Origin of the sequence: Streptomyces sp. AC1-42W (genome assembly GCF_003248355.1) — a bacterium.
Classification (GTDB): Bacteria; Actinomycetota; Actinomycetes; order Streptomycetales; family Streptomycetaceae; genus Streptomyces.
In genome coordinates this window covers 1,451,110-1,465,790 of sequence record NZ_QKWY01000002.1, presented here as the reverse complement: position 1 = coordinate 1,465,790, position 14,681 = coordinate 1,451,110, and the positions used below count along the sequence as shown (strand labels likewise).

The window sequence follows — 14,681 nt, the reverse complement described above, 5'->3', positions numbered from 1 at the left end:
CGCCCCTCGCGCGACGACTTAACCTCGTTCCATGAGCAGGCCACCCACCTTCACCCCGCCCCCCTGTGCCCGTTCCCGTGCGCTGGCCACCCCGCGCGGGGAGTTCGCCGTGCTGGACGCGCTCCCCTCCGGGACGCCGCTCGGTACGGCCCTGCTGGTGCCCGGGTACACCGGCAGCAAGGAGGACTTCATCGCCCTCCTCGAACCGCTCGCGCGGGCCGGGTACCGCGCGGTCGCCGTGGACGGGCGCGGACAGTTCGAGAGCCCCGGCACGGACGACCCCCGCGCGTACACGCAAGAGGAGCTGGCCCGCGACGTGCTCGCCCAGGCGGCCGCGCTCGGCGGAGATCCGGTGCATCTGGTGGGGCACTCGCTCGGCGGGCAGATCGGCCGGGCCGCCGTCCTGCTCGACGCCTCGCCGTTCCGCTCGCTGACCCTGATGTCCTCGGGGCCGGCGGAGGTGGTGGAGGCGCAGCAGATCAAGCTGAAGATCCTGGGCGACGCGCTGGCGACGATGACGATGGACGGCGTCTGGGCGGCGATGCGCGCCTTCGACCCGCCGGCCGAGGCGGACACGGGCGGCGAGGACCTGCGGCGGCGCTGGCTGCGCCACCACCCGGTCCAGCTGGTCGAGACGGGCCGTCAACTGGCCACCGAGCCGGACCGGGTGGCCGAGCTGGCCGCCACCGGGCTGCCGGTGCACGTCGTCTCGGGCGAGCGGGACGACGTGTGGCCGGTGCCGGTGCTCGACGAGATGGCCGTACGGCTGGGCGCGCACCGGACCCGGATCGAGGGCGCCGAGCACTCCCCCAACACGGGCCGGCCGGTGGAGACCGCCGCCGCGCTCGCCGCGTTCTGGTCGGGGCTGTAGCGGCCGGCCGGTCCGGGGCGCGCGCACTGCGTCAGTACTGCGACTGGAGGTGCTGCCAGAAGCCGTCGCGCAGGGCTCTGCGCAGGGGCGGGTGGCCGCGCAGCGAGCGCTGGAGGAGCCGTTCGGCCTCGTGCAGCAGGTCCTGGTCGACCGGGCCCGGCAGGAACGGGTGGCCGGGCAGCAGTTCCGCCAGCGAGTCGCGGCCGCGTGCGGCGAGCCAGGCCGTGGCGATCCGCACCCCGACGAGCCGGACCTCCTCACGGGAGGGCGCGGGGGCGTCCTCCTCGTAGGTGGTGACGGCGCGTCTGGTCACGTACGGGCTGCAGAAGTCCAGGTCGAAGGTGCGCCGGCTGTCCACTTCCCAGAGCAGCGGCTCCGCCTGGTTGTGCCCCTCGCCGGCCTCGATGCCCCACAGATGGACGCGGGCGCCGTAGCCCTGGGCGGCCTCCACGGCGGACACCAGGTCCTCGTCGCCGCCGACGAGCGCGGCGTCGCTGATGGCGCGGTGGCGGGCCAGCGACTCCAGGTCGGTGCGGATGAGGGAGTCGACGCCCTTCTGCTGGTTGTTGGAGTTGAGGTTGCCGAGTCTGACCTTGACGTCGGGGAGTTCGGCGATGACCTGCTGTTCGGCGGTGTGGATGCGGCGCCTGGCGCCGTCGTACCAGTACACGCGCAGCAGCCGGCTGTCCGCGAAGATGGTGCGGGCCTTGTCGATGAACGCCTCGATCAGCCCCTCGGCGTCGAGGTCGAAGGAGCGCCGGTCCTCGGTGCCGGTGACGAGCAGTCCGGCGGCGGCGTACACATAGCCCGCGTCGACGAAGATCGCGTGGGTGGAGGGGGTCTTCGAGACCTCGGCGAGTACGCGTTCGAGCAGGGCGATGACGCGGTCCAGGCGCTCGCCGATCTCCGGGTCGTTCATGGGCGGTCCGTCGCGCGGACGGCCGGGGGCACGGGCCTGATTACCAATCGGTAGTTAGACATCCAAAAAATTTCCTTAGCGTAGGGAATGTTTGCAGGGGGCAACTCGTTGTCATCCGTGTGGGGCGCTCGACTGTCATGCCTGGCGCTCCTCATCCTTGCGGACGGGAGACCGTCCTCCCAGTAGTTCTCCAGCAGGAGGATCAGACGAAGGGAAGCCCTATGCGCTTCGAGATCATGCGCCTCGACGATGTCGACGGTACCGCCGTGGACAGCACCGTCGTGGACGCCGCCTCCGTCAACCGGATCGTGCAGCAGGCCGCAGCAACGGGCCAGCGCATTTACATCCGGCCGGCCGAAAGCCCGGCCTCATAACGCCTTGCCGCTGTGAAGGGTCGTCGCAACGAAGACGAAACGCCCCCGTACGGACCGTCCGTACGGGGGCGTCGGTGTGTGGGCGGCGGGTTCAGCTTCCCTGGATGACCTGGGTGACGCCGTTGATGATCTGCTGCACGGCGATGGCGGAGAGCATCATGCCGGCGAGCCGGGTGACGAGCACGACGCCGCCGTCCTTGATGACGCGGATGATCAGCAGCGAGTAGCGCATGGTCAGCCAGAGCACGACGTGCATGGCGACGATGGCCGTCCAGACGGAGACCTGGTCCACCGCGCTGTCGGCGTGCTGCACGGCGAGGATCACCGAGACGATCGCGCCGGGGCCGGCGAGCAGCGGCATGCCCAGGGGGACGAGGGCGACGTTGACGTCCTTGGTCTGGGTCGGCTCGTCGGTCTTGCCGGTGAGCAGGTCGAGCGCGATCAGCAGCAGGAGCAGACCGCCGGCGATCATCAGCGCGGGCACGGAGACGTGCAGATAGTCCAGGATCTGCTGGCCGAGCACGCCGAAGACGGCGATCACGCCGAAGGCGACGGCGACGGCCTGGAACGCCATCCTGCGCTGCACCTTGGCGGGGCGGCCCGCGGTCAGGGCGAGGAAGATCGGCGTGATCCCGGGCGGGTCCATAATCACAAAAAGGGTGAGAAAGAGTGATCCGAAGACAGCGATGTCGAACACGGGTGAGCCTTGTGGGGAGTGAGCGGGAATGCGGTGGGTGGCCGCGGGGAAGGGCGCGCGCCGCAGGGCCGCCGGGCATGCCGGACGGCCGTGGGTGCGCTGGGTGATGTGCGGTGTACGGGCGCGGGCGCGGCCCGTACGACGTTACGCGGTGGGTCCGCCGGCGCCCGGCACCGGGAAGGCTCCCGTGGCGCGCCGGGTGATCTCGCCGTAGATCTCGGGGTCGGTGGTGTACGCGCCGAGGGCGACGGTCTTGCGGCCGCCGTGGTAGTCGCTGGAGCCGGTCGTCAGCAGGCCGATTTCACCGGCGAGGGCGCGCAGCCGGGTGCGGGTCGGCTCGTCGTGGTCCATGTGGTCCACCTCGATGCCGTCGAGACCGGCGGCGGCCAGTTCGGCGATCCGCGCCTCGGGGACCGTACGGCCGCGCTTTACGGCGGCCGGGTGGGCGAAGACGGTGACGCCGCCGGCGGCCTTGACGAGCCGGATCGCGTCGAACGGGTCGAGTTCGTGCTTCTCGGCGTAGGCGCGCCCGCCGTCGCCGAGCCAGTCGGGCGTGAAGGCGTCGGACACGGTCGGGACGACGCCCAGTTCGACCAGGGCGGTGGCGACGTGCGGCCGGCCGACCGAGCCGTCGCCCGCGATGCGGGCGACCTGCTCCCAGGTGACGGGGACGCCCAGCTCCTGGAGCTTGCGGACCATGGTGCGGGCGCGGGGCACCCGGTCGTCGCGCACCAGTTCGCGCTCGCGGGCGAATTCGGGCTCGTCCGGGTCGAAGAGGTACGCCAGCATGTGCAGGCCCACGCCGTCGATGCGGCAGGACAGCTCGGCGCCCGTGACGAGCGTGAGCCCCTCGGGCAGGGCGGCGATGGCCTCGGCGTGCCCGCGCACCGTGTCGTGGTCGGTGAGGGCGACGACGTCGAGGCCCGCGGCCGCGGCGCCCCGGACCAGTTCGGCGGGGGTGTCCGTGCCGTCCGACGCGGTGGAGTGGGTGTGCAGATCGATGCGCACGACACGGACTCCAGTGCTCACGGCGGACGGGGGGACACCCAAGGATAACCGGCGCGCGGGCTCGTTCCGGCCGCCGTCAGGGGCGGGTGAGCAGGCGGGGGGTCAGGGCGCCGCAGGGGACCAGGTCCACCTCTCCCCCGGCGTCGCGCAGGTCCGTCAGCACCAGTTCGTCGTACATCAGCAGCGCGGACTGCTCGGGCCAGACGATGGCCCACAGCCACAGGCCGCAGGCCTCGCCCGCGAAGACGGCCCGGTCGGCGGGGGCGTCCCGGACCTGCCAGAGCGGGGTGGGGCGGCCGGCGGCCAGCACCTTGGAGTCGGGCGGTCCGTCCACCCGCAGCGAGGGCCCCGGATCGGGTCCGTCGATGCCGGCGTAGCGCGCGCCGAGCCCGACGCCCGGTTCCTCGGCGACGAGCAGCAGCTCGCCCATGCCGCCGAGCGGTCCGGGTCCGGAGCAGGCGACGGCGGTGGCCCGGCCGCCGGTGCGGTCGTCACCGGCGCAGGCCACGCCCGTGAACAGCCAGCCGACCGGGAGCGGCCAGGGCATCCACACGGGCACCTGGGTCCGGTTCACCACGACGCCGAGCGCCTCGACGCCCGGCGGGACGACCGGCTGGAGCGGATGCACGCTGCCGTGGACATCGCACTGCCAGGAGTCGGCGAAGAGTCCGGGCGCCCTGACCCGGCCTGCGCACTTCGGGCAGCTTGGTTCGCCCCTCATACCTCCCAACGGTCCTCCCCGGCCGTCCCCACGTCAAGGACGATCACCCGCGCGGCGCGCGGCGGGGGCGCGCCGGCCCGCCGTCCGGGCCCGTCAGTCCAGCGCGGCGGAACGCCGCAGGGGATCGCGCAGGTCGGTCCCCTGGGCCAGCCACTTCTCCTGGAGCTCCCGCGCGCCCCGGACCCGCTTCCAGGCGGCCTCGTTGGGCGTCATCGGCAGCAGCGGCAGGAAGCGGACCGGGTCCAGGGGCGCGTCCAGCTCCAGGTCCTCGACCAGTCCGCCGCTCTCCGCGACCAGCACCGAGCTGAACGGCGCCCCCGGCCACAGCGGCTCGCCCACGTCCAGCGAGGCGCCCGGCGCCACGACCAGCCCCTCCACCTGCGGCGCGGCCGCGAGCACCGCCAGCTTGCGCAGCACCTGGTCGGTGTCGGCGAGCCCGCCCCGTACCGAGAGCACCAGCTCGGCGCGCGGGCCCTTCACCGGATCGGCCAGAACGGCGGTCGGGTCGGACATGGGCCGGCCGGACATGCCGAGCGTGGCGTACCGGACGATGTCGCCGTCGATGAAACGGAGCACCTCGATCCGGTCCGTCCCGAGGAAGGTCACCGCCGCGCGTGCGTCCGGTTCGCCCAGGGCCGTACGTAGCCGGGCCTCGACCTGAGCAAGAATTTCTGCCATGCGGCGAGCATAGGACGCGTATGGAACGGGCAAAGTAAGGGATTGGGCCTGTACCGGCTGCTAGCCTGGGGTGTCGGTCGCGGGGCAGCACGCAGAAGCGTCGCTCTCAGCCCGCGCAACGTCGTCCCCCACGGGGGACCGACCGGAGGAGGTGGGGCTGCGGTGGATGGAAGTCGATCGTGCAGTACCGACCGCTCTTCCGACCGGCGCCTCTCCGCGTGACCCGATGACCCGGTCGAGGCCGCCACGGCATGTCGCGCGTGACGGAAGAGCGCCCCTCTTTGCCTGTCTGTAGCGAACGCCGTCACCGTGCCGCCGCGGTGCCGCCCGCTTTGCGGATGTGAGCCCACGTCCCCATTCCGGGCTGTGCCACGCCCTCGCCGACGGCCCTCCGTGAAGGAGCCAGCCATGTCGATGATCCGTGACCTGCGCGCAGTCGTGCGCCCCTCCCTGCGCAAGAACGCCGCCCTGCACAACAGTTACGACACCACCCGCGACCCGTCCGCCTCCAGCGCGGTCGTCGACTGCGCGGTCTACCGCGACGGCCGCCGCCTCGCCGAGACGGAGGGCACCTGTCACTCCCCGCGCGAGGCGATGCTCCGGGTGCGCGAGGACGGCGGCTTCGCCTGGATCGGCCTGCACGAGCCGACCGAGGAGGAATTCGCGGGAATCGCCCGGGAGTTCGGGCTGCACCCGCTGGCCGTGGAGGACGCCGTCCACGCCCACCAGCGGCCCAAGCTGGAGCGGTACGACGACACCCTGTTCACCGTCTTCAAGACCATCCACTACGTGGAGCACGCCGAACTGACCGCGACCAGCGAGGTCGTCGAGACCGGCGAGGTCATGTGCTTCACCGGCCGGGACTTCGTCATCACCGTCCGGCACGGCGGCCACGGCTCGCTGCGCGCCCTGCGCCACCGCCTGGAGGACGACCCCGAACTGCTCGCCAAGGGCCCCTCCGCCGTGCTGCACTCCATCGCCGACCACGTCGTGGACGGCTACATCGCGGTGGCCGGAGCGGTGCAGGACGACATCGACGAGGTGGAGATCGAGGTCTTCTCCACCCCGGACAAGGGCAGCGCGCGCGGCTCGGACGCCGGACGGATCTACCAGCTCAAGCGCGAGGTGCTGGAGTTCAAGCGGGCCGTCTCCCCGCTGCTGCGCCCGATGCAGCTGCTGAGCGAGCGGCCGATGCGGCTGATCGACCCGGACATCCAGAAGTACTTCCGGGACGTCGCCGACCACCTCGTACGGGTGCAGGAGGAGGTCGTCGGCTTCGACGAACTCCTCAACTCCATCCTCCAGGCCAACCTGGCGCAGGCGACCGTCGCGCAGAACGAGGACATGCGCAAGATCACCTCCTGGGCGGCCATCATCGCCGTGCCGACGATGATCTGCGGCGTCTACGGCATGAACTTCGAGCACATGCCCGAACTCAAGTGGACGTACGGCTATCCGATGGTGCTCGGCTTCATCGGCGTGGTCTGCTTCTCCATCCACCGCATGCTCAAGCGCAACGGCTGGCTCTGAGCCGTCCCGCCCTCCCCCGCGCCGCCGCTGCCCCCGCGCCGGCCGGTCTAAGCTCTGCCCATGACTGCTGACACGCTGCTCGGGACGGCCCTCGTCGAGGAGGCCGCCAAGAAGTCGGGCCTCGTCTGGGTGCGCTGTACCGGCCACGCGCGGGCGCTGTGGCACGTCTGGCACGAGGGCGCCGTCCACCTCGTCGGCGACGGCCCCGGCGAGCAGCCGTTCCCGGCCGGGCTCACCGAGGGCGCCGCGGCCGAGGTGACCGTCCGCAGCAAGGACAAGGGCGGCCGGCTCGTCGCCTGGTCCGCCGCCGTCACCGAGCTCGCGCCGCACTCCGAGGCGTGGGAGGCCGCCGTCGCCGAGCTGAAGGGCAAGCGGCTGAACGCGCCCGACGCGGAGCACCTGCCCGAGCGGTGGGCCCGCGAGTGCCGCGTCGTACGGCTCACGCCGCTGGACGCGCGCACCGAGCTGCCGCAGACCTCCGGGGCGGCCGCGCCGCTGCCGACGACGGCGACGACCCGGCTGCCCGTCCCGGCCCATCTGCCGCGGCTGCTCAAGCGCTCGCTGCGCAAGTAGCGGCCGGTCAGGCCGTGGGCGAGGTCCTGGGCAGCTGCCGGCCGTAGTCCACGGTCTCGTCCTCCGGCGGGGCCTTCAGCGCGAAGTCCTTGCCCCAGTCGGCGAGCGTGATCACACCCCCGCCGCCGCCCCGGGCGAAGCGCAGCGGATACGGCTTGCCGTCCAGCGACACGTCGAGCGAGCCGCCCGCGCCCTCGCCGCCCATGATGCGGATCGTGCGCTTCCCGCGGATCTCGTCGCGGTCGCCCTTGGACAGCTCGCCGTGCAGCGTGAGCATCCCGTCGAGCAGCACCTTCTTGTCGGTGAACCCGCTGAGCTGCTTGTAGGTGGGGTCGTCCTCGGGGACCTTGACGTACTTGTCCTCCAGCTTGTCCGCCGCGGCCGCGCCGTCCTCGCCGGTGTCCGTCTTCCCCTCGTCGGCGTGGCTCCAGAAGCCGGCGTCGGCCTTGAGGTACAGCTCGTCGCCGATGCGCAGCAGGGTGAAGGAGCTGTTCTTCGAGGTGACGGAGCCTGCCCCGCCCCGGTCCTTGAGCCGCATGTCGATCTTGTACGTGCCGCCCTTGCTCACCAGCGTGCCGGCGAGGCGCACCGCGTCGGCGGAGTCCACCGCGGTCTGCGCCTTCTTCTCGATCTCCGGCGCCGAGAGCTTGCCGACCCCGTTGGTCCCCTTGTCCGGGTCCTCGCTCCCGCACGCGGCCAGCGCCGCGGTCAGCCCCGCGCAGAGCACGACGGCGAGGGTTGCGGTCCGGCGGCGGGCCCGGGCGGCCGGGGCGGAAGAGGTCACAGGCGCACTGCCTCTCGTCTCCATGGTGGGGGTTGGCAGACGGCAGCGTACCGGGGTGGCCTACGCCATCGGACCCAGAGCCGTCCGGACGGTCCGCCGGGGCGGTCCGGGACCGTACCGGCTAGCCTGATCACGTCATAACGGAGCGATAACTGTCGGAAGCGGGCGGCACCGGCGTCCGGAAACGATCGAGGAGGCGCGGGAATGACACCGGTCACACCCAGGGTCTTCGTCTCGCACCTCTCGGGCGTGCCGGTGTTCGACCCCAACGGCGACCAGGTGGGGCGGGTGCGCGACCTGGTCGCGATGCTCCGGGTCGGCGGCCGGCCGCCCCGGCTGCTCGGCATGGTCGTCGAGGTGGTGAGCCGGCGGCGGATCTTCCTGCCGATGACGCGGGTGACCGGCGTGGAGTCGGGACAGGTGATCACCACCGGCGTGGTCAACATGCGGCGCTTCGAACAGCGGCCCACCGAACGCCTGGTGCTCGGCGAGTTCCTGGACCGCCGGGTGCGGCTGGTGGAGACGGACGAGGAGGTCACCATCCTGGACGTGGCGATCCAGCAGCTGCCGGCCCGCCGGGACTGGGAGATCGACAAGTACTTCGTCCGCAAGGGCCGGGGCGGGGCGCTGCGCCGCAAGGGCGAGACGCTGACCGTCGAGTGGTCGGCGGTGAAGGGTTTCTCGCTGGAGGAGCACGGGCAGGGCGCCGAGTCCCTGGTGGCCACCTTCGAACGGCTGCGCCCGGCCGACGTGGCCAACGCGCTGCACCATCTGACGCCCAAGCGCCGGGCGGAGGTCGCCGCCGCGCTGGACGACGACCGGCTGGCCGACGTCCTGGAGGAGCTGCCCGAGGACGACCAGGTGGAGATCATCGGCAAGCTGGAGGAGGAGCGCGCGGCGGACGTCCTGGAGGCGATGGACCCGGACGACGCGGCCGACCTGCTCGCCGGGCTGCCGGAGGAGGACAAGGAGCGGCTGCTGACGCTGATGCGTCCGGGTGACGCGGCGGATGTGCGGCGCCTGATGTCGTACGAGGAGCGCACCGCGGGCGGGCTGATGACGACGGAGCCGGTCATCCTGCGCCCGGACGCCACGGTCGCGGACGCGCTGGCGCGGGTCCGCCGGTCGGACCTGTCCCCGGCGCTCGCCGCGCAGGTGTACGTGTGCCGGTCGCCGGACGAGACGCCGACGGGCAAGTACCTGGGCACCGTGCACTTCCAGCGGCTGCTGCGCGATCCGCCGTTCACCCTGGTCAGCTCGTTGCTCGACAGCGATCTGGTGCCGCTCCAGCCGGACACCCCGCTGTCGGTGGTGACCAGTTACCTGGCGGCGTACAACCTGGTGTCGGTGCCGGTGGTGGACGAGAGCGGTTCGCTGCTGGGCGCGGTGACCGTGGACGACGTGCTGGACCACCTGCTGCCGGAGGACTGGCGGGAGACGGACTTCCACGGCGGCGAGGGGGTGCTCCGTGGCCGGTGAGGACCGCGCCAGGGCGTCGAACGGCGCGACGGCGCTGACCCGGGTGCCGCGCAACCGGCTCGACCAGCCGAAGGCACCGCGCCGCAGGCTGCTGCCGGAGTACGACCCCGAGGCGTTCGGCCGGTTCTCGGAGCGCATCGCGCGCTTCCTGGGCACGGGCCGGTTCATCGTCTGGATGACGCTGATCATCATCCTCTGGGTGGCGTGGAACGTGTTCGCGCCGGATCATCTGCGGTTCGACCAGTATCCGTTCATCTTCCTGACGCTGATGCTGTCGCTCCAGGCGTCGTACGCGGCCCCGCTGATCCTGCTCGCGCAGAACCGGCAGGACGACCGGGACCGGGTCACGCACGAGCAGGACCGCAAGCAGAACGAGCGCTCCATCGCCGACACGGAGTACCTGACCAGGGAGATCGCGGCGCTGCGGATCGGGCTGGGCGAGGTCGCCACCCGGGACTGGATCCGCTCGGAGCTGGAGGACCTGGTGAAGGACCTCGACGACCGGCGCGCCCTGCTGTCCGCCGAGAGTGACGAAGACCGCTGACGGGTCCGCCCACGGGGTGAGCGCACGCGCCGTACCATCGTCCGTATGGCTACGGAAGACGCGGTGCTTGAGGCACTGGCGACAGTGAACGACCCCGAGATCCACCGCCCGATCACCGAGCTGGGCATGGTGAAATCGGTCGACATCGGTCCGGACGGTGCGGTCGCTGTCACGGTGTATCTGACCGTCTCCGGCTGTCCGATGCGCGAGACGATCACCCGCAACGTGACCGACGCGGTGGCCCGTGTCGAGGGCGTGACCCGGGTGGACGTCACCCTCGACGTCATGAGCGACGAGCAGCGCAAGGACCTCGCCGCGTCGCTGCGCGGCGGCACGGCCGAGCGCGAGGTGCCGTTCGCGAAGCCCGGCTCGCTGACCCGGGTGTACGCGGTCGCCTCCGGCAAGGGCGGCGTCGGCAAGTCCTCGGTGACGGTGAACCTGGCCGCGGCGATGGCGGCGGACGGGCTCAAGGTCGGGGTCGTGGACGCGGACATCTACGGGCACAGCGTGCCCCGGATGCTGGGGGTGGCCGGCCGGCCGACCCAGGTCGAGAACATGATCATGCCGCCGTCCTCGCACGGGGTGAAGGTCATCTCCATCGGCATGTTCACGCCGGGCAACGCCCCGGTGGTGTGGCGCGGCCCGATGCTGCACCGCGCGCTCCAGCAGTTCCTGGCCGATGTGTTCTGGGGCGACCTGGACGTGCTGCTGCTCGACCTGCCGCCGGGCACCGGTGACATCGCGATCTCGGTGGCCCAGCTGGTCCCGAACGCGGAGATCCTGGTCGTCACGACCCCGCAGCAGGCCGCCGCCGAGGTGGCGGAGCGGGCCGGTTCGATCGCCGTCCAGACCCACCAGAAGATCGCCGGTGTCGTCGAGAACATGTCGGGCATGCCCTGCCCGCACTGCGACGAGATGGTCGACGTCTTCGGCTCGGGCGGCGGCGCCAAGGTCGCCGAGGGGCTGACCCGCACGGTCGGCGCCGAGGTGCCGGTGCTGGGCGCCATCCCGATCGACGTACGGCTGCGCGAGGGCGGCGACGAGGGCAAGCCCGTCGTCCTGTCCGACCCCGACTCCCCCGCCGGCAAGGCGCTGCGCACCATCGCGGGCAAGCTGAGCGGCCGTCAGCGCGGCCTGGCGGGCATGTCCCTGGGCATCACCCCGCGCAACAAGTTCTGACGCGTACAGGGACAGCGGAAGGCCGGAGCCCTCGAGCCCCGGCCTTCCGCTTCTCCGGAGCCGTTACGCGTACGACTCGATGTCCTTGACCACCGAGAAGCCCAGCCCGTACGCGCTCATGCCGCGCCCGTAGGCGCCGATGTGCACCCCGCCGGGCGCGGAGCCGGCCAGCACCCAGCCGAACTCGGACTCGCGGTAGTGGAAGGGGACGGGTACGCCGTCGACCGGCAGGGACAGCGCCGACCAGGCGGGGCCGGCCAGATCGTCGGCGAGTTCGAACGCCGTCTCGGTCTGCTGGTCCAGCCAGTCGTCGCGCAGGGTGTGGTCGAGCTGCGGGGGCCAGGTGCAGGAGAGCAGGCCGGAGCCGGCCAGCCAGGCCGCCGACGAGACCGTCGTCGCCTCCAGGACCCCGGTGCCGTCGCCGCTGCGCCGTACGGGGCTGCTGGCGACGGTGACCACGACCGCGAACCGCTGCCGGTCGTTGCCGGAGTCGCCGCGGACCAGGGGTTCGTCGCCGTGGCCGATGGAACCGTGCTGGACCTCGCCGTCGGCGGCGGTGCCCAGCGGCATCAGCCTGCGCGGGCCGGTGAACGCCTCGTCCAGCGCGTACCAGGGGAAGGGCGCCCGCAGATAGCCCTCGACCGTGAGCCGGGCCGCCGGGACCGCCTCCGCCGTGACCGTGTCCGGCGCGTCCTGTGCGCCCACCCGACTCGTCGTCTCCATCAGCGGCCGCCTCCTCGATCCGTAAGGGTCCGGAGCGGCCCGCCCCCCGCGGGCGTCCTCACAGCCGGACAGATGGAGAATAGCGACACCGTCCGGGCGACCTGGGATTGGCCGGGCTCAGGTGGCGTCCGCGTCGAAGGGCGGCGGTGTGTCCTTCGGGGGCTGGTCGCCCTTCTTCAGCAGGTCGGGGGCGCCCTTGGAGCCGTTGGCCGCGGTGACGGACGCCCCGCCCGACACGCCGGTCTTCGCCTCGACGGACGAGCTGCCGCGCCCGTTCACCGCGTCGGTGACGTCGGACAGCTCCTTGCGCAGGTCGAAGCTCTCACGGATCTCCTTGAGCCCCATGTCGTCGTTGCCGTCCATCAGCTGCTTGCGGACGAACGTCTTCGGGTTGAGGTCCTCGAACTCGAAGTCCTTGAACTCCGGGCCCAGCTCCGTGCGGATGTCCTGCTTGGCACTCTCCGAGAACTCACGGATCTTGCGGATGAAGCGCGCGGCGTCCTGGATGACCTTGGGAAGCTTGTCCGGGCCGAAGACGAGCACGCCGAGGATCGCGAGCGCCAGCAGCTCCAGTGCGCCTATGTCGTTGAACACCTTGCGGCTCCTCGTCTTCTCCGCGACCAAGCTCGGATGAGGTCCGGACCCCGAACACGGTACCCGGCCAATCTGTCCGGGCGGTAGCTCGCCGTGGCCGTCAGGTGCCGGTTGCGGACCCCAGGGTCAAAGTTATGGACAGGTCTTTACCACCGCGCGTCACCGTGAGCTCCAGCCGGTCGCCCGGCCGGTGCGAGCGGATCTTGACGATCAGCTCCTCGCCGCTGTGCACGCGTTTGCCGTTGACCTCGGTGATGACGTCGTCCGCCCGGACGCCGGCCCGGTCGGCCGGGCCGCCCTCGGTGACCGGCGAGGTGCCCGGGGCGCTCGCGCCGACCTTGGCGCCGTCCCCGGTGTACTTCATGTCGAGCGTGACACCGATCACGGGGTGGGTCGCCTTGCCGGTGTTGATCAGTTCCTCGGCGACGAGCTTGCCCTGGTTGATCGGGATGGCGAAGCCGAGGCCGATGGACCCGGCCTGTCCGCCCTCACCGGCCGAACCGCCGTCGGCGGCGCGGATGGCGCTGTTGATGCCGATGACATGGGCGTCGGTGTCCACCAGCGGGCCGCCGGAGTTGCCGGGGTTGATCGGCGCGTCGGTCTGGAGGGCGTTGACGTAGCTGACGTCGCTGCCGTCGCCCTTCTCGCCGCCCGCCGTGATCGGGCGGTCCTTGGCGCTGATGATGCCGGAGGTGACGGTGTTGGACAGGTCGAACGGCGCCCCGATGGCCACCACCGGGTCGCCCACCCGGACGTTGTCGGAGTTGCCCAGCGGCAGCGGCTTGAGCCCGGAGACCCCGCTGACCTTCACGACGGCCAGGTCGTAGCCGCTGTCCTTGCCGACGATCTCGGCCGACGCGGTCTCGCCGCCGCTGAAGGTGACGGTGATCTCACCGGAGGAGCCGGCCGGGGCCACCACGTGGTTGTTGGTGAGGATGTGGCCCCGCTCGTCGAGGACGAAGCCGGTGCCGGTGCCGGACTCGTCGGCGCCGCTGACGTGCAGGGTGACGACGCTGGGCAGGGCGCTGGCCGCGATACCGGCCACGCTGTCCGGGGCCCGGCCGCCGCCGTCGCGCTCGTCCTGGGGCAGTTCGACGCTGGTGAAGCCGCCGTTGCGCTCTATGTACGCGCCTATGCCGCCGCCGACCCCGCCCGCGACCAGGGCGAGGAGCAGCGCGCCGACCAGCAGGGCGCCGCGCCGTCTGCCGCGCCGTCCGTCCGGGAGCGGGGGGCCGGGCTGGGTGACGAGGGGCCGGCGGTGCGCGCCCCAGGGGTCGTAGCTCTGCCAGGGCTGCGCGGCCTCCGGGGCGGGGGCCACCGGCGGCGGGAACGCCCGCGCCGGGTCGGCCGGGACGCCGATGCCCGCCCCGTCGGTGCCCGCGTACGGCGGGGGCACGGGGGTGCCGTGGGCCGGTGTGGGCCGCTGCACGGGAGGGGCGGGCGCCCAGGGGCCGGGGCCGCCGTAGGGCGGGGTGCTGTACGGGTCGGGGTCGTGCAGCGGCTGCACACCGTGCGCCACGGTCACGGCGTCGTGCGGCACGGCGGCGTCAGGGGCGGCGGTGTCCGGCGCGGCCGGCTGCGGTGCGGCGGCGTCCGGCGCGGGCGGCTGCGGTGCGGCGGCGTCCGGCGCGGGCGGCTGCGGTGCGGCGGCGTCCGGCGCGGGCGGCTGCGGTGCGGCGGCGTCCGGCGCGGGCGGCTGCGGTGCGGCGGCGTCCTGCGGTACGGCGTCCTGCGGCGCCGGGGCGTGGGGCGCGGGCGCCTGTGCGGCGGCCTGCGGGGGCTCGGCGAGCGTGTCCGGGGCGGTGGGGGCCGGTGCCGGGGCGTCCGGTGCCGTCACGGCGTCCGGCGCGGCCGGGGGCTCCGTGCGCGCGCCGCCGCCCGGTGTGGGCCGGCTCCACCACTTCGCCTTCGGCCCGGTCGGCTTCCCGTCGTCCATGCTCTCCCCGCAACTGCCGCAACCGGCCCTCCGCACGCCCCCGCAGGGGCGTCCCTCCCGAAAATCCTGCC

General features: G+C 72.5%; 16 protein-coding genes. 7 read left to right on the top strand and 9 right to left on the bottom strand.

Annotated features, from left to right (window positions below; all coding sequences use genetic code 11):
• Nucleotides 1–31 precede the first annotated feature (31 nt).
• Nucleotides 32–871: an alpha/beta fold hydrolase gene (locus DNK56_RS24620; RefSeq protein ID WP_111338027.1), complete on the top strand. Its 840-nt coding sequence runs from the start codon at nt 32–34 to the stop codon at nt 869–871.
• Nucleotides 872–902: 31 nt separating this feature from the next.
• On the opposite strand, the gene DNK56_RS24615 is transcribed toward DNK56_RS24620, so the two are convergent.
• Complete coding sequence (locus DNK56_RS24615) at nt 903–1,790, bottom strand: NYN domain-containing protein (protein ID WP_111338026.1); 888 nt, start codon at nt 1,788–1,790, stop codon at nt 903–905.
• Nucleotides 1,791–2,011: 221 nt separating this feature from the next.
• Here DNK56_RS24615 and DNK56_RS35540 point away from each other — a divergent pair, with 221 nt between their 5' ends.
• Nucleotides 2,012–2,164 carry a hypothetical protein gene (locus tag DNK56_RS35540; protein ID WP_018520873.1) on the top strand — a complete coding sequence of 51 codons (153 nt, stop codon included), beginning with the start codon at nt 2,012–2,014 and terminating at the stop codon, nt 2,162–2,164.
• A gap of 91 nt (nt 2,165–2,255) precedes the next feature.
• Here the strand turns inward: DNK56_RS35540 and DNK56_RS24610 are convergent, their stop codons facing one another.
• The 4 genes from DNK56_RS24610 to DNK56_RS24595 all read right to left on the bottom strand — a co-directional run bounded on the left by DNK56_RS24610 (nt 2,256) and on the right by DNK56_RS24595 (nt 5,268).
• A complete protein-coding gene (locus DNK56_RS24610; protein WP_111338025.1) occupies nt 2,256–2,861 on the bottom strand; it encodes a MarC family protein in 606 nt (201 codons plus the stop codon).
• Nucleotides 2,862–3,005: 144 nt separating this feature from the next.
• Nucleotides 3,006–3,869 carry a PHP domain-containing protein gene (locus DNK56_RS24605; RefSeq protein WP_111338024.1) on the bottom strand — a complete coding sequence of 288 codons (864 nt, stop codon included), beginning with the start codon at nt 3,867–3,869 and terminating at the stop codon, nt 3,006–3,008.
• 76 nt (nt 3,870–3,945) lie between these two features.
• A complete protein-coding gene (locus tag DNK56_RS24600) occupies nt 3,946–4,590 on the bottom strand; it encodes a DUF6758 family protein (protein WP_111338023.1) in 645 nt (214 codons plus the stop codon).
• A 93-nt stretch (nt 4,591–4,683) separates the two neighbouring features.
• Complete coding sequence (locus DNK56_RS24595) at nt 4,684–5,268, bottom strand: suppressor of fused domain protein (RefSeq protein ID WP_111338022.1); 585 nt, start codon at nt 5,266–5,268, stop codon at nt 4,684–4,686.
• A gap of 408 nt (nt 5,269–5,676) precedes the next feature.
• Between DNK56_RS24595 and DNK56_RS24590 the strand changes: the two genes are divergently transcribed.
• Nucleotides 5,677–6,798 (top strand): magnesium and cobalt transport protein CorA, encoded by a 1,122-nt coding sequence (locus tag DNK56_RS24590; protein ID WP_111338021.1) that lies wholly within the window; start codon nt 5,677–5,679, stop codon nt 6,796–6,798.
• A gap of 60 nt (nt 6,799–6,858) precedes the next feature.
• Nucleotides 6,859–7,371, top strand: coding sequence for a hypothetical protein (locus DNK56_RS24585; protein ID WP_111338020.1), 513 nt, complete (start codon nt 6,859–6,861; stop codon nt 7,369–7,371).
• A gap of 7 nt (nt 7,372–7,378) precedes the next feature.
• Here the strand turns inward: DNK56_RS24585 and DNK56_RS24580 are convergent, their stop codons facing one another.
• Nucleotides 7,379–8,155 (bottom strand): hypothetical protein, encoded by a 777-nt coding sequence (locus DNK56_RS24580; RefSeq protein ID WP_111338019.1) that lies wholly within the window; start codon nt 8,153–8,155, stop codon nt 7,379–7,381.
• A gap of 204 nt (nt 8,156–8,359) precedes the next feature.
• On the opposite strand from DNK56_RS24580, the gene DNK56_RS24575 reads away from it, so the two are divergent.
• The 3 genes from DNK56_RS24575 to DNK56_RS24565 are packed head-to-tail and all read left to right on the top strand — an operon-like array spanning nt 8,360 to nt 11,357.
• A complete protein-coding gene (locus DNK56_RS24575) occupies nt 8,360–9,634 on the top strand; it encodes a magnesium transporter MgtE N-terminal domain-containing protein (RefSeq protein ID WP_111338018.1) in 1,275 nt (424 codons plus the stop codon).
• Nucleotides 9,624–10,178 carry a DUF1003 domain-containing protein gene (locus tag DNK56_RS24570; RefSeq protein WP_111338017.1) on the top strand — a complete coding sequence of 185 codons (555 nt, stop codon included), beginning with the start codon at nt 9,624–9,626 and terminating at the stop codon, nt 10,176–10,178. Before DNK56_RS24575 ends, DNK56_RS24570 begins: the two co-directional genes overlap by 11 nt.
• Before the next feature lie 45 nt (nt 10,179–10,223).
• Nucleotides 10,224–11,357: an Mrp/NBP35 family ATP-binding protein gene (locus DNK56_RS24565; RefSeq protein WP_111338016.1), complete on the top strand. Its 1,134-nt coding sequence runs from the start codon at nt 10,224–10,226 to the stop codon at nt 11,355–11,357.
• A gap of 63 nt (nt 11,358–11,420) precedes the next feature.
• Here the strand turns inward: DNK56_RS24565 and DNK56_RS24560 are convergent, their stop codons facing one another.
• The 3 genes from DNK56_RS24560 to DNK56_RS24550 all read right to left on the bottom strand — a co-directional run bounded on the left by DNK56_RS24560 (nt 11,421) and on the right by DNK56_RS24550 (nt 14,610).
• Nucleotides 11,421–12,080, bottom strand: a complete 660-nt coding sequence (locus DNK56_RS24560; RefSeq protein WP_111338015.1) for a hypothetical protein — start codon at nt 12,078–12,080, stop codon at nt 11,421–11,423.
• Between the two features lie 117 nt (nt 12,081–12,197).
• Nucleotides 12,198–12,674, bottom strand: coding sequence for a sec-independent translocase (locus DNK56_RS24555; RefSeq protein ID WP_111338014.1), 477 nt, complete (start codon nt 12,672–12,674; stop codon nt 12,198–12,200).
• Between the two features lie 100 nt (nt 12,675–12,774).
• Nucleotides 12,775–14,610 carry a S1C family serine protease gene (locus DNK56_RS24550; RefSeq protein WP_111338013.1) on the bottom strand — a complete coding sequence of 612 codons (1,836 nt, stop codon included), beginning with the start codon at nt 14,608–14,610 and terminating at the stop codon, nt 12,775–12,777.
• Nucleotides 14,611–14,681: the final 71 nt, after the last annotated feature.

What these genes read in the sequence shown, in the direction of transcription:
- DNK56_RS24620 (WP_111338027.1), top strand. Translation starts at nt 32, where the DNA reads ATGAGCAGGCCACCCACCTTCACCCCGCCCCCCTGTGCCCGTTCCCGT.
- DNK56_RS24615 (WP_111338026.1), bottom strand. Translation starts at nt 1,790, where the DNA reads ATGAACGACCCGGAGATCGGCGAGCGCCTGGACCGCGTCATCGCCCTG.
- DNK56_RS35540 (WP_018520873.1), top strand. Translation starts at nt 2,012, where the DNA reads ATGCGCTTCGAGATCATGCGCCTCGACGATGTCGACGGTACCGCCGTG.
- DNK56_RS24600 (WP_111338023.1), bottom strand. Translation starts at nt 4,590, where the DNA reads ATGAGGGGCGAACCAAGCTGCCCGAAGTGCGCAGGCCGGGTCAGGGCG.
- DNK56_RS24595 (WP_111338022.1), bottom strand. Translation starts at nt 5,268, where the DNA reads ATGGCAGAAATTCTTGCTCAGGTCGAGGCCCGGCTACGTACGGCCCTG.
- DNK56_RS24590 (WP_111338021.1), top strand. Translation starts at nt 5,677, where the DNA reads ATGTCGATGATCCGTGACCTGCGCGCAGTCGTGCGCCCCTCCCTGCGC.
- DNK56_RS24585 (WP_111338020.1), top strand. Translation starts at nt 6,859, where the DNA reads ATGACTGCTGACACGCTGCTCGGGACGGCCCTCGTCGAGGAGGCCGCC.
- DNK56_RS24575 (WP_111338018.1), top strand. Translation starts at nt 8,360, where the DNA reads ATGACACCGGTCACACCCAGGGTCTTCGTCTCGCACCTCTCGGGCGTG.
- DNK56_RS24565 (WP_111338016.1), top strand. Translation starts at nt 10,224, where the DNA reads ATGGCTACGGAAGACGCGGTGCTTGAGGCACTGGCGACAGTGAACGAC.
- DNK56_RS24560 (WP_111338015.1), bottom strand. Translation starts at nt 12,080, where the DNA reads ATGGAGACGACGAGTCGGGTGGGCGCACAGGACGCGCCGGACACGGTC.
- DNK56_RS24550 (WP_111338013.1), bottom strand. Translation starts at nt 14,610, where the DNA reads ATGGACGACGGGAAGCCGACCGGGCCGAAGGCGAAGTGGTGGAGCCGG.